Source organism: Paenibacillus anseongensis (genome assembly GCF_009757995.1).
Taxonomy (GTDB): Bacteria; Bacillota; Bacilli; order Paenibacillales; family NBRC-103111; genus Paenibacillus_E; species Paenibacillus_E chondroitinus.
Genome location: NZ_WSEM01000005.1, coordinates 235,496 through 249,415 on the forward strand (window position 1 = coordinate 235,496; position 13,920 = coordinate 249,415).

The following is a 13,920-nucleotide window of genomic DNA, read 5'->3' on the forward strand; positions in this document are numbered from 1 at the left end:
CCTCGCTTATAATTCCCCAACACCGCTTTGCTCGATAGACAAATGAACAGTAACTTGTGTCCGCAGCTTCGGGTAAGTGGCATAGAAATCTTTTTCATTCCAGGTCCTTGTCCGGCTTCTGACGAAATCGCCAAGTCCGATCGGATCTACCTGCTTGGACTGGCACAGCGCAATAAAGTCCTGGGCTTCTTTTTCTAAATAGCTGCCTAATTGCCGTTCGAATGTATCCCTTTGTTCCTTCGTATTCAGGTGCAACCAGGAAGGGGTATCCTTGATCAATACTCTGACCCTAAGCCCTATCTCAACAATTGGTTCAGAGGCCGATGTGTTGTAATGGTAATTTGCTTTTGAAGCAATGCTTTTCATTAACACATAATCGTGAATCGTCGAATTGTCGTTGTCCGCTTTCATTGGCATGAGTAAGTTTCCATTTCGAGAAGATTCCGTCAATAACTTCAGTAGGAAGGCTTCTCGAATGCTGACTTTTGTCACGAATTTATCTTGTTTAAATAGCGCTAAACCGTCAATTTTCACTGAGCCTCTTTCAACGTTGAAGTAGGGCAGGAAAATATCGCGACCCTCCCCGTAATAATTAAATAAGAGATATTTAAAATTCATTTTGGGCAGATTGCCCGTTTGAACATTTTGCTCAACCATTCGCATCAGATAAAGCGATTCCTGGGCTTTGTTGGCGACTTCCATCATTTTAGAAGCCTCTTTATCCGTTACGCCCATCTGAACTTTGCTAGCAATCTTCGGATCTCGGCAGAAACCGCTGATCACAGGGCCAATGCCCATCTCCGCATACGTTTTTGAGAAAAGCACCATGCCCATCTGTCCGTATTGAATCGTTTTGCTGGTTTTGGTGTTTAACCGGGGGATCATATCAAAGCTGGAGTCAGATTCGGTCAGCAATAGCTGCGAGCTGGCTTTACCTTTTTCTATATAGCTGGTCAAGATGACCGAGCAAAGTGAACGATCACCCACTTTATCATAACCGGCTGTTTGAACAAGCTGTATTTTATTGATGATCTGCTGGTTGCTGCTGCATCCAACGGCAAATACACAGGAAATCAGCGCCATAGCAGCTTTATAGACCATTCACGTACACTCTCCTTTCCAGCTCGTTCACTCCTGTTCCCAATCAGTTTTCTTTCTCCGGGGTTTAGGAATATATCGGAGTACCGTTTCCGGCTTCAGATACGACTGCCTTTTATTTGTATATTGGTAGGATGAGCGGATAAAGCTGTCTCTTAGATCCTTGGGCCGCAGTGGATACAGGGGTACGGTGTAAGGACTTCCCAACGATGTCAGTCTTGTAATATGAATCAGGATAAAGCAGATCCCGAATATCATACCGATCGACCCCCAGTACGAAGCCATAATAATGATGGGAAATCGAAGGAAGCGGATCGTATTTGACATTTTGTAAATAGGTGTTGCAAATGAAGCCAACGCGGATAAAGACACGATGATGATTAAAATGTTACTTGTTAATGCGGCTTCAACGGCCGCTTGTCCGACGATGATACCGCCGACGATACCAAGCGTTTGACCGATCTTGGTGGGCAGCCTGGCTCCGGCTTCGCGAAGAAATTCAATCGTGATCTCCAGAAAAAGCACCTCTAGAACCGGAGAAAACGGTACATTTTGCCTGGAGAAAATAAGCGGCTGCAACAAATCCTTGGGAATGACTTCGTAATGGAACGTTGTAATCGCCGTATACAAAGCAGAGGCAAAGAGCGAGAAAGCAACGCCCAATATGCGAATGATCCTGAAAAATGAGCCCAATATCCAAGGCAAGTAATAGTCTTCGGGCGAAATGAAGAAATCGTACAACGTCGAAGGTCCTGTAATAAAATAGGGAGACCCGTCACTAATGACGGCAACCTGGCCGGAAATTAAGGAATAGATGACTCGGTCCCTGCGCTCCGTTGATACAAATAAGGGGAAAGGGGACAACGAGTTGTCAGAAATAATCTGATCCAGCTGTGCAGTATCGAAGACCACTTCAAAATCAATGCTGCTGAGCCTCTCTTCAATAATAGCCACGTTTTCCTTGCTCGTGATCCCGTCAATATAGATAATAGCCACTCTCGAATTGGATAAACTGCCAATCGATATCGTTTTTATGATCAGGTTAGGCAGTGCGAACTGGCTGCGAATCAGGTGCAGATTGATGTCAAGGTCCTCGACAAAGCCAACCTTAGGCCCAACCACACTGAATTCATTATCCGTATCATTGCTTTTACGCAGCCCTGCTTTACTGATTAATGGAACTAACGCGCACAAAGTATCATGCTCATTCTTTTGGATAACAGCATATCCCTGGTAAAGTTTTGATTGTATATCAGCAATTTGGTCGGTAATCTGGATGCCTTCAATGGTTATGAGCTGTTTTAAATCATTCAGATGTTGAATTTCCGCTCCAGCCGCGTTATTTTCAATTGCACGAAGCAGCTGCTCTTGCAGAAGATGTTCATCAATCAGAGTTTTATAATAATGAATGGTTAGCGGAGGCTCCGTGAATGCAATCGTGCTGCTGATAAAGTCGCTGGACCTTCGAGCAAGCAGGAGCAATTGTTCTATGTCTTTGGCCTTCGTATTCAACATCGCACATGCCATCCATTCTTCCTTTTTGTTGGTATTTTTTGTTATTTGCTGATTTTTATGCATCTTCCTTCATCTTCGTTTAGGCTATGACCTTAACATACGCTAACTTCTAAGTAAGATAAGATGAGTCCTCACCCTGCATCAGAAGTATAGTAAACATGTAAGCAATGCGAAGCTAGGGAGGCATGTTGAGATGAGCCAATTAACGAAGGAAGAAGTCGCTTTTTATAAAAAGAATGGGTACCTGCTGCATCATAAACAGCTGTTTTCTGCGGAGAAGCTGGCTGAATTAACCGCTATTTTCGAGGATCAGCTGGCCCAGAAAGGCAGCAAATTGTCCGATGAATTAGATACGCCGCATTTTCGGGACGAAAGACTTCTCAAGTTCCTGCTGTCGGACGAAGCGCTCGATTTGGTGGAACCGCTGCTAGGGCCGAATATTGGATTATGGTCCAGTCATTTTATATGCAAAGATCCATTGATCGGTCGAGCAACGCCTTGGCATGAAGATTCCGCTTATTGGCGGGGACGTGTAGACCGACTGGACAAAATCGTAACCATTTGGCTCGCCATTGATCCTAGCAGCAAAGCGAACGGATGCATGCAGGTGATTCCCGGCACCCATCATCATGGATTCTCCGAGTATGAGTCGGTTGACAGAGCCAAAAATCTCTTTAGCACGCAAATCAAAAATTTGGATACATCCAAAGCCGTTCACTTTGAACTGGGCAGAGGAGAGTGCTCGCTGCATGATGCGCGGATCGCACACGGTGCCGACCCGAATAGGAGCGCTGACCGGCGCTGTGGATATACGATGCGTTATTTTGCAACGGATACGAAGGTGTTTCCAGAGAAAAACAAAAATTTCAAAGTGTGGTTGGCTAGAGGGAAAGATATAGCAGGAAATCAATATGCCAATGTGTAATAGTGCTTAAAACGAGAGGAGCGGGAGCGGATGCGTAGAGAAGATCAGCCAGAGCGATTAAAGAGCGAGAGGTTTATTCATCCGTCCAAATCCTTTCATATCTACACACAGCATGTGGATCGGCTCTGCGAGCTGCATTGGCATGAATTTTACGAACTTTGCTTTGTATGTGCGGGGCACGGAAGAAATGTCGTCAACGGTGTTTCCTATGACCTGCGTCCCGGCAGCTTGTTTTTGCTGACCCCGGCTGATTTTCACGAGATTGGCCCTCTCGCAGGCGAAACGCTGCATCTGTACAACCTCGTGTTCTCCGACGATTTATTTAGCGGGGAGCTGAAAACGTTATTTTTCCAAGAAGCGGGAGACTTTCGGAATGCGGATATGCGAGAGAGTTTTGAGAAAATCGAAGATGAGTTTCGCTTGATTTGGGAAGAGTCCCAGCATCAGAAGATGGGGTATACACATATCGTGAAAGGGGCGCTGGAACGTATTCTGCTCTATGTCGCCAGAGCAACTTCCGCAGCCAAGCGGCAGGAGGAGAAGATTGCGCACCAGAAGCATCCCGATGTGCAAAAAGCGCTTCTTCATATCCATCATCATTTTCGGGAGGGCATATCACTGGAAGAAGCCGCCAAGCAGGCTGGTCTAGCGCCGAATTATTTCTCCCATGTTTTCCGCAAAACAACAGGTATTCCGTTCCAAACCTATTTACAGGATCTCCGCTTGAAATTTGCCAAGTCACTGATTATTTCCTCCGATTATCCGATTACGGAAATCTGTTATGCTTCGGGTTTTCAAACGTTAACGCATTTTGAACGCGTATTTAAGCAGCGCTTCGGGCAAACGCCGAGAATGGTTCAGAAATCGCGTTCCTCCGAATGTTGACTAGATTATTTAGTCAGATGTTACAATTGATAGCCCTTATAGCCTGTGCTATACTCTAGGCAACTTTTGGTAAATTCAAAAGGGTCAAGGGATAAAGGGGAGGAAACATTCACATGTCAGCATGGATTGGTCAAGGGGATGTCGTTTTATTTCAAGGGGACAGTATTACGGATGCAGGACGTGTTCGCGACAACGGGAATGATTTGGGTAGAGGGTATGCCTTGATGGCAGCAGCTCAATTTTCAGCAAAATACCCGGAAAAACAGGTGCAATTTCTTAATCGCGGCATATCGGGCAACCGTGTTGTGGATTTGCAGAAGCGCTGGGATCAAGACTGCTTGAATTTGAAGCCTGATTTAGTGTCCATCTATATTGGGATTAATGATACGTGGAGACGTTACGATCGTAATGATCCGACATCGACGGAGAGTTTTGAAGCGGGATACCGCGATTTACTGACGCAAACAGCCGAAACAGGCGCAAAGATTGTGCTCATTGAACCTTTCGTGCTGCCCGTACCCGAAGATCGCAAGCAATGGAGAGAAGACCTCGATCCCAAAATCACGGTTGTCCGTGAATTAGCCAGAGAGTTCGATGCACGTCTAGTGTGTTTGGATGGCTTATTTGCTCAAGCTTCTACGAGAGCTGAAAGCGCATTCTGGGCGCCGGACGGCGTACACCCATCTCCGGCTGGACATGCTTTGATTGCCAAAGCTTGGCTGCAGGCTGTTGGCGCTATCGAGTAAACAGAAGCCTATTCATTCAGCCATAAGCCGTATTGCTGGCGGTATTGCATCGGAGTGAGACCGGACTTGGCTTTGAACATTCGTGTAAAATAGTTGGCATTCTCCACGCCAAGCTCATAAGAGATTTGAGAGATCGGCTTCACGCTTGTAGCGAGGAGCCTTTTTGCTTGCTCTATTTTTAGACTATGTACAAAATGGAGCGGGGCTTGGCCGGTTTGCTTAATAAACAATTTGCGCAAGTGGGAATCGCTAAGCTGCACCAGCTCGGCAAGTTCCCTGATCTCAGGCATGCGGCTAGGATGCGAGAGCAGAAAATGAATAATCGTATGAATGCGGTTATCCATGTGGGTATAAGGTGAAATCGGCTGCTCCGGCATCTCGCGATTCATCAATTCATAGAGAATACGCAGGAGAGAAGACTGCATGAGCAGGGAAATCACCGGGGAGTTGTCCCCGATATGTGTCAGCATATCACGAATCGGGGATTGCACGTTGTGCAGTGCCTGGTCGAATACGACAGGTAAATTGAGCACATGCCCCCAGCTTCGATGGCTAAGGAGAGAGATTTCGGCGTCAAAATTAATGCTCGTTAGCGCAAGCTCTCCGGTAATTGCATGGTAGCTGATATCTGTATGAGCGGGCAGGATGCAGATATGACCTTCCTTACAGGTGTACCGGATATGATCGACTTCCAGCAGGAAGCTGCCTTGCTGGACAATCCATAGAACGGAATGATGCAGCGTTCGGTGGCTGGCCTGCCATTTGTAATCCAGCTCATACTGTTTAATATGCAAAAAACGAATATCCAGAGAGTCAATGATTAATTGATAGGAGTTCAATGTACCAGCCACCTCGCTTCGAGTTTCATTTGTCTTTTTAGCCCATTGTAGCATGAGGGTTTGCGTGAAAAAAGAACTTCTTATCCCCCTATTTCTGCGGTACGACGCCTCGAATGGCTTCATTCCGGTTTGGCCTGTCTTCGCCGTGTACCAGATAGGTGCGGATACGCGTTGTATCGCCGCCCCACTCCTCCATCAGGAACTTCACTTCAGGCGTTGTATAGCGCACAGAGAAAGCTACGCGTGGGATGTTGGAGTTGTTTTTTTCAGAACCATGGAAAGTTGCTTCATTGAAAAATGCGATTTGACCAGGGGACATTTCGAGGTCAACCGCTTTCGACTCATCGATCGCTTCCGCTGGCAAGCCTTCCGAGAAGGCACTTTGATCGGTGCCTGTTGAGACATGCGCAACTTGCGCTTTGTGAGTTCCCGGTATGACTCTTAAACAGCCGTTCTCACGGATGGACCAGCCGAGGCTTACCCAAGCGGTTGCATTAATCGCAGGCTCCATAGGCCAATAATTGATATCCTGATGCCACGGAATAAATTTATCGTTATTAGGTTCCTTATACCAGAAATGCATCGCCCACAGAACGAGGTCTTCGCCAAGTATTTGCTTCATTGCTGCAATAATGCTGGGATGGGTGGCTAATTCGTATGCCCAATAATGGTTTTGATGCCAGGCGGACAGGTTCATTTTGGTGGGACCGGGCTCGTATTTCGACTGTTGGATGACATCGAAAAAACGATTATAGTACATATCGGCTTCTTGCAGCGATAATCCTTGCGTCGGACCACTGTAGCCTTCCTCGCGAAATTGCTCGATAGAAAACGGATTTCCTTTAGTAATCATTCGCAAAACCTCCGGTTGGATTAGTTTGGAATTACTTATAATCTTATTGTAAGGCGACGCCTTCGGAAAAATAAGTGATGAAAACGATTAAGAATAGCACAAAACGATTATTTGCAAGAATCCATGGTGAATGTCGCCAATCACCAAAATGGCAGGAAATATGGGTGTGCTTGCCGAATCGTATAAGTTGCAATTTCAAGCTTCTAATGAGGACGTTGTGATGGGTAAAGGGGTCAACGAATGAATAAATTACTAGATGTAAGCTTACTCCTACACATGTTGGATGATATTGAAGACTCGATTTACATCATGAAGGTGGATGGCGCTGATTTGAGGTACTACTACGTGAATCGGGCAGCTACACACTTTAGCGGGAGATCAATGGAAGACGTAGGGCTGACATTTTTTGATACGAATGCAAGTCATATGGCCAACTATTTACATAAGAAATATATGCGGGTGGTCAAAGAGCGGCGTACGGTTAAATATGAAGATGGTTTTGTGCTGCCCAACGGTATGTTAAGCGGGGAAAGCATTCTCACTCCTATTTTTGATGAAAATGATAATCTGACCTATATCTTCACCGTAACGCGTGACATCACGGAACGCAAAATCCATGAGAATTTGCTCTATGATTACGCTTATCATGATGAACTCAGCAGGTTGTACAACCGGAGATATTTGTTGGAACACGTGATACATCCAGCTACCTTGTATTTACTTGACTTGGACGACTTCAAAAATATCAATGATATGTTCGGACACGATGTAGGGGATACCGTTCTCGTAGAGGTTGCGAATCGTCTCATTCAACAGTTCGGCACGAATTATACGCTGGTGCGTTTGGGCGGAGATGAGTTTATTGTTGTTGCCAATCAAGAATCCGAGCCTGCGGAGCAGACGGCAAATACCATCATTCAGCTCTTCCAGAAGCCGTTTAACGTAAATGATCGGCAAATGAAGTTAAGCGTAAGCATTGGCGTATCGCTGAGAGTCGAAGAGGAGACCATTCAGACCCTGCTTAAGCAAGCGGATATTGCTTTATATAAGGCGAAAGGCGCCGGCAGAAAAAGCTTTCATATTTACGAAGCCGCTTACAAATACGATCATGTCGAAAATTTTATTCATGAGCTTGCACTCTCTCAGGCGATTGAAAAAGAGGAGCTGTATCTGCAATATCAGCTGATCTATCATCCGGCGAAGCAAGCGGTGATTGGAGCGGAGGCACTTTTGCGGTGGCATTGCGGCAGCAGGGGGATCGTCCAGCCCAATAGCTTCATCCCGGTTGCTGAGGAAACAGGATTAATTGTCGATATCGGGTACTGGATTATTCGGCAGGCCTGCAAGGATTGGCATCTTTTAAAAGAGATATATGGCGCTGAGTTTAAACTATCGGTCAACATTTCCAGAGTTCAGTTGAACGAAGAGGATTTCGTTGAGCAGCTTTTAAACATCATTGGGGAAGAGGAAGTAACTCCTCATTCCATCGAGCTTGAAATCACTGAAAGCACGACAGTGCATTCCATGCAGGAGGTTCAACTAACCCTCCATCAGCTGCGCGCGCATGGTTTTACCATTGCTTTGGACGACTTTGGAACCGGTTATTCGTCGCTGAGCATGTTAACCTTGCTGCCAATTGATAAATTGAAAATTGACAGATCTTTTATTGCGGATGGGAATGCGCCGTTAATTGCAGCAATGTTGGCTATGGCGAAAGCGCTTAAGCTGCAAGTGATCGCCGAAGGCATTGAAACGTATGAGCAGTACGTGATGCTGAAGGAGATGGCCTGTTGGGGAATCCAAGGCTATTATATCAATAAGCCGACTGATCTTCCTTTGCTTCCGAAGCATGTGGAGTTGGAGGCGTGATAGTGGTGCTTAAAAGAACTTCCATACTTCGAAGGTAGGACACCTTGCACCATAGCAAGTCACATTACGTGCAGGAAACTTAGTTACCTCGAGGTAAGTCATTTTCTAACATCTGGCTATCAGTTATACTCTTGAAGGTAGGACATGTACTGATGACAAAGGAGGCTTATCAAGTGGGGACGAATGAGAAAATAGGCGGCGGTGGCTTTCACCACCTTGCGTTAAGAGCGAATGATTTTGAAGCGACGGTGAAGTTTTATACCGAGGGCTTAGGTTTTACGGAAAAGACAAGCTGGGGCGAAGGGGATAAAAGAATCACGTTGCTGGACTCCGGGGACGGCAACTATATGGAGGTTTTTGCTGGCGGATCAGGCGAAGTGAAACCGGAAGGTTCCTACTTCCACGTTGCTTTCCGAAGCAATGACGTAGACAAAGCGGTTGCAGCGGCAGTGGCTGCCGGCGCGGTTGTGACGGTGGAGCCGAAAGATGTTGTCTTAGGCAGCAATCCTTCGACACCGGTTAGAATCGCCTTTGTCAAAGGCTTGAACGGTGAAATCCTTGAGTTTTTCCAAAGCACGGGAGAAAACCCGTTGTAACATAGTGAGCTCTCCTCTTCAGTTCAACTGGATTGGAGGGCTTTTTTTGTAATAAAGAGGGGGTGTGATACAATTTTCACGATAGACGAGTCATTTGGAGGGAAACGATGAAAGCATTAATATTTGAACAATTTGGCGGACCGGAAGTGCTTCGGTATGCAGAGATTCCTGACCCTGGCCTGGCGTTAGGACATATTATAGTTAGGACCAAGGCAATTGGACTCAATTTTGCTGATGTTTATCGTAGACGGGGAAACTATCATTTGGCAGGAAAACCACCTTTTATACTAGGTTATGAGGGTGCTGGGATCGTTGAACAAGTTTCACCGGATGTGACGCACATTCAGGTTGGCGACCGTATCGCCTTTTGTGATGTTCCTTTTGCGAACAGCGAATTGGTCGCTGTGCCTGTTGATCGAGCAATACCGGTGCCATCCGATATTACATTCGAACAAGCTGCCGGCCTCCTTCTTCAAGGCATGACGGCGCATTACTTAGTCAATGATAGCTATGCCGTTCAGGCAGGCGACGATGTCGTCGTTCATGCCGCGGCAGGAGGCGTGGGGCAATTATTGATTCAACTCGCCAAGAGCAAAGGGGCAAGGGTCATCGGCTTGACCTCTTCGGAAGCCAAACAGATGGCCGCGCTGCAAGCTGGCGCAGATGTTGTATTCGGTTACGACACGGAGTGGGCGCAGGAAGTGATCCGCTTTACGGAGGAGAAACAAGGCGCTAACGTTGTTTATGATTCTGTTGGGTCCACGTTAATGGAGAGCTTTGCGGCTGTAAGAACGAAGGGGACAGTCGTGTTCTATGGCATGGCGGGAGGAGATCCGCCGCATGTAGATCCAAGAATGCTCATGGATTCTTCGAAGACGTTAACCGGCGGCGATTTGTGGAACCATGTGACCACTTTGGCCAATCGGATCGAGCGTGCAGAGGCGCTGTTTCAAGCACTGCGTGAAGGCATCATTCAGATGGGCGGCCTGACGAGCTTTCCTTTGAAGGATGGCGCCGAAGCGCATCGCCTCATTGAAAGCAGGCAGAGCACCGGGAAAATTTTGCTCATCCCATAACCAATAGGCCATTTCATCACGAAGTGAATGTACTTCTTCGGGATGAGATGGCCCTATTTATTAGGCATATCCTGCAGCGCCTCGAAATAGAGGACTGTAGGTCCGCCTACTCTTGCATGAACCCTCTGCGAACCTCAAGCCCTTGCTCCGAATACCTCGCAATTAACTGATCGTCGGCCTCGGCATCAGTAATCAATAGATCAATTTCCTTCAGCGAAGCAAATGAAATTAGCGCAGTCTGATCAAATTTCGTATGATCGGTAAGCAGAATCTTTTTCTTCGAAGCTTTGATCATTCGCTTCTTCAGCTCCGCTTCATCCCGGTGAAACACGGAGATACCCCGTTCCAAGTCGATGCCCGTGCATCCAAGGAAAGCAATATCCACATTAAGCTCATCAACCATTTGGATGGCGCTTGGCCCGATAATCGTATAAGTGCCTTTGCGGCGGTAACCGCCCAACATGCAAAGCTCGATATGAGGGCTTTCCGCCAACGTAGCGGCGATTTTCGTATCGTTCGTAATCACGGTCAGCGCGCGGTGTTGGATGAGCTTCGCAAGCTCCAACGTCGTCGAGCCTCCGTCGAGCAGGATGATTTGGCCGTCCTCAATCCACTGATAAGCCTCTGCGGCGATCTGTTCTTTCTCTGCTTGCTGGCGCACTCTTCGTTTATGAATCGGCAGCATCGAATTCGAGCTTTCGACGAGAACGGCCCCACCGTGTACTCTTTTCAAAATACCGGAAGCTTCTAATTTCTCTAAGTCCTCGCGAATCGTTTTCTCAGTTACCTGATAGGCTTTGCTCAGCTCAGAAACCTTGATTGAACCTGCCTGATTCAGCAGCTCAATGATTTTGGAATGTCTAACCTCGGATAACATCGTTCCCCCGCCTTCTATCATTTTCCCAGAAAGATTGTAACGTGCATTTGTGTTTGTTCCTGTTTGTTTGATTGGTCATTTGAGTATATCAAAATTGGCAGCAATAATATACCCAAGCTCACACAAAGAAAGCCCATAGGCAATCCTCTTCGAATCAGGTATCTTGTTGAGATTGACACATCGCAGAGGGAAACGAGGTATTTGATGATGAGGCATCTTTGGAAAAAGCTTACGGACATTAAACTGCCCTTTTGGGTCATGTTTATGAATACATTCAGCATGGCAGTTGGCTTTTATATGATGATTCCGCTGCTAGCTTCCTACTTGATGCACGATTTGCTGCTGAGTGTGACGATTGTGGGCGTCATTTCGGCTATACGCAGTCTTAGTCAACAGGGGCTTTCTGCCTTTTGCGGCACCTTAGCTGATCGGCTTGGCTATAAGCGGACGATTTTGATCGGATTGTTGATTCGGACCTTTGGTTTCGGGATGTTCGGCTTCGTTGACCATGTGCCTGGCTTGATTATTGCCTGTTTTTTCTCCGGCTTGGGCGCGGCGTTGTTTCAACCGGCAAGCTATGCATATTATGCAGCGCTATCGACTCCTCAAAATCGGATCACCGTCTATGCGATTCGTGAAATGCTGAGCAATCTGGGGTTTGTCGTGGGACCCGTTTTGGGCGCGCTTTTAATGGGGTTTCATTTTAAATATGTGAGTTTGACGGCGACGCTGATTTTTGTCTTTTCCTTTTTCTTAAGTCTCCTTATATTGCCCCGAATTAAAAATGAACAGAAACTGCAGGACGCTCGCATGCTGCCGCAGATGAAAAAAGTGCTTCTTAATCGTGCTTTCCGCCGCTTTATGGTGTTCACCATGATATCGTGGTCGCTTGTCGCGCAGCTCTATATGGCCGTTCCGTTTCGGGTGAATCAAATTGCGCCAGAAGTAAATATCGGACTGATTTATTCTTGCGGAGCCGTCGTTATGGTGCTGCTTCAGGTTCCATTTGCCAAGCTGGGCCAATCGAAAATGCAGCCCTTCGGCGTGCTGTCACTCGCTACATTGCTGCTTGCTGCCGGACTGTTCACCATTGGGATGACGGGGTCCATGATCGGGATTTATGCTGGGGTTATTGCGTTTATGATTGGCCAAGTTTTTTTGCAGCCGATGATGAATACGATGGTGTCTGAGTTTGCAGGGAGCGGGAGTATAGCCAGCTATTTCGGTTTTAATAGTTTTGCGCTGTCCATCGGCGCTATGATCGGTAATGTGGGAGGTGGCTATCTGTACGATTTGGGGACGGTGCTTGGCTGGCGTGCACTTCCTTGGATTTGTTTCCTGCTGTTTGGTCTTGTGAATATTTTCTTTATGCTAAAAGAGCAAGGGCGCCGGACAGACTCGAAAACGGTGTCGGTGTGAGTCGAGAATTGGACCTGGCGTTGCTTTCATTTGACGCCGGGTCTTTTTTTGATTTTGAACAAATAGTCCATGCTCTTGCTCATTCTATACATTCAACCTGGGCGAAAACCGTGGTATCCTGAGTTTATAAGACAACCAAGGAGGCAAGAAATTGCTATGAGTATGAACAAGTTGAATATTGGTGTAATTGGAGCAGGTTCGATTTCCGAAATGCATTTCGAGTCCTACGTGAAACAGGCCAACGCTAATTTATACGCGGTGTGTGATCTTAATCGTCAAAGAGCTGAAGATAAAGCAGCAAAATATAACATAGAGCATATCTACACGGACTATCATGAATTGCTCGCTAATCCAGAGATCGATGCCGTTAGTATTTGTACATGGAATAATACGCATGCTGAGATCAGTATTGCGGCTTTGCGCGCAGGCAAACACGTTTTAGTAGAAAAGCCGCTTTGTAAAACCGTTGAGGAAGCGCTGCGTATTCAAGATGCTGTACGTGAATCGGGGAAAACGCTGCAAGTAGGTTTTGTTCGCCGGTATGATGCCAATGCCCAACTGGTCAAATCGTTCATTGATCATGATAATTTGGGTGAAATTTATTATGCAAAAGCGTCTTGTATTCGCCGTTTAGGCAACCCAGGCGGTTGGTTTGCGGATTCAGAACGTTCTGGCGGCGGGCCTTTGATTGATATCGGCGTGCATGTCATCGACCTATGCTGGTATATGATGGGCAGACCGAAGCCGGTTTCCGTCAGCGGGAATACGTATAATAAGCTTGGGAACCGTGCGAATGTTCGCAATCTTTCCTTTTACAAAGCGGCTGATTATGATGTAGCCCACAATACAGTTGAAGACATGGCGAATGCCTTGATTCGTTTTGAAAATGGAGCATCGTTGCTGGTTGATGTTAGCTTTACGCTGCACGCCAAAAAGGATGAGATCGCCGTTAAGCTTTATGGGGACAAGGGTGGCGTGGAAATTGAGCCTGAGCTTGTTTTTATCACGGAAATGCACGATACGATCCTGAATGTGTCCCCACAAACGGATGCGAAATCGATCAATGTACCGCAGGCTTTCCAAAATGAAATTAATCATTTCATCGAGAGCTGCCAAACAGGCAGTACCCCAATTAGTCCTGTTGAAGACGGCGTTAACATGATGAAAATGTTGTGCGGTATTTATGAATCGGCTGCGAAAGGCCAAGAAATTAAATTATAGT

13 protein-coding genes are annotated in these 13,920 nt (G+C 46.5%); 8 read left to right on the top strand and 5 right to left on the bottom strand.

The window, feature by feature from the left end; translation table 11 throughout:
- Positions 1-6: 6 nt before the first annotated feature.
- Positions 7-1,101, bottom strand: coding sequence for a Ger(x)C family spore germination protein (locus GON05_RS05550; protein ID WP_157318209.1), 1,095 nt, complete (start codon positions 1,099-1,101; stop codon positions 7-9).
- 27 nt (positions 1,102-1,128) lie between these two features.
- Positions 1,129-2,625: a spore germination protein gene (locus GON05_RS05555; protein WP_157318250.1), complete on the bottom strand. Its 1,497-nt coding sequence runs from the start codon at positions 2,623-2,625 to the stop codon at positions 1,129-1,131.
- A gap of 181 nt (positions 2,626-2,806) precedes the next feature.
- Between GON05_RS05555 and GON05_RS05560 the strand changes: the two genes are divergently transcribed.
- The 3 genes from GON05_RS05560 (at position 2,807) to GON05_RS05570 (ending at position 5,169) form a co-directional block, all read left to right on the top strand.
- Entirely contained in the window at positions 2,807-3,538 is a 732-nt protein-coding gene (locus GON05_RS05560; RefSeq protein WP_157318210.1) for a phytanoyl-CoA dioxygenase family protein, read from the top strand.
- Positions 3,539-3,568: 30 nt separating this feature from the next.
- Entirely contained in the window at positions 3,569-4,423 is an 855-nt protein-coding gene (locus GON05_RS05565; RefSeq protein ID WP_157318211.1) for an AraC family transcriptional regulator, read from the top strand.
- Between the two features lie 113 nt (positions 4,424-4,536).
- Complete coding sequence (locus tag GON05_RS05570) at positions 4,537-5,169, top strand: SGNH/GDSL hydrolase family protein (protein WP_127449419.1); 633 nt, start codon at positions 4,537-4,539, stop codon at positions 5,167-5,169.
- 8 nt (positions 5,170-5,177) lie between these two features.
- Here the strand turns inward: GON05_RS05570 and GON05_RS05575 are convergent, their stop codons facing one another.
- On the bottom strand, positions 5,178-6,062 hold the full coding sequence (locus tag GON05_RS05575) for an AraC family transcriptional regulator (protein ID WP_221435208.1): 885 nt from the start codon (positions 6,060-6,062) through the stop codon (positions 5,178-5,180).
- A gap of 34 nt (positions 6,063-6,096) precedes the next feature.
- Positions 6,097-6,861 carry a phytanoyl-CoA dioxygenase family protein gene (locus tag GON05_RS05580; RefSeq protein ID WP_157318213.1) on the bottom strand — a complete coding sequence of 255 codons (765 nt, stop codon included), beginning with the start codon at positions 6,859-6,861 and terminating at the stop codon, positions 6,097-6,099.
- Between the two features lie 240 nt (positions 6,862-7,101).
- On the opposite strand from GON05_RS05580, the gene GON05_RS05585 reads away from it, so the two are divergent.
- The 3 genes from GON05_RS05585 to GON05_RS05595 all read left to right on the top strand — a co-directional run bounded on the left by GON05_RS05585 (position 7,102) and on the right by GON05_RS05595 (position 10,402).
- On the top strand, positions 7,102-8,730 hold the full coding sequence (locus GON05_RS05585) for a putative bifunctional diguanylate cyclase/phosphodiesterase (RefSeq protein ID WP_157318214.1): 1,629 nt from the start codon (positions 7,102-7,104) through the stop codon (positions 8,728-8,730).
- Between the two features lie 173 nt (positions 8,731-8,903).
- Positions 8,904-9,326: a VOC family protein gene (locus tag GON05_RS05590; protein ID WP_127449426.1), complete on the top strand. Its 423-nt coding sequence runs from the start codon at positions 8,904-8,906 to the stop codon at positions 9,324-9,326.
- 107 nt (positions 9,327-9,433) lie between these two features.
- Complete coding sequence (locus GON05_RS05595) at positions 9,434-10,402, top strand: quinone oxidoreductase family protein (RefSeq protein WP_157318216.1); 969 nt, start codon at positions 9,434-9,436, stop codon at positions 10,400-10,402.
- A 106-nt stretch (positions 10,403-10,508) separates the two neighbouring features.
- Here GON05_RS05595 and GON05_RS05600 read toward each other — a convergent pair whose 3' ends face one another.
- Positions 10,509-11,279, bottom strand: a complete 771-nt coding sequence (locus tag GON05_RS05600) for a DeoR/GlpR family DNA-binding transcription regulator (protein ID WP_181646435.1) — start codon at positions 11,277-11,279, stop codon at positions 10,509-10,511.
- Between the two features lie 204 nt (positions 11,280-11,483).
- Here GON05_RS05600 and GON05_RS05605 point away from each other — a divergent pair, with 204 nt between their 5' ends.
- Positions 11,484-12,698: an MFS transporter gene (locus GON05_RS05605; RefSeq protein WP_157318218.1), complete on the top strand. Its 1,215-nt coding sequence runs from the start codon at positions 11,484-11,486 to the stop codon at positions 12,696-12,698.
- A gap of 162 nt (positions 12,699-12,860) precedes the next feature.
- Positions 12,861-13,919, top strand: coding sequence for a Gfo/Idh/MocA family protein (locus tag GON05_RS05610; RefSeq protein WP_157318251.1), 1,059 nt, complete (start codon positions 12,861-12,863; stop codon positions 13,917-13,919).
- The last annotated feature ends 1 nt before the right edge of the window (position 13,920 follow it).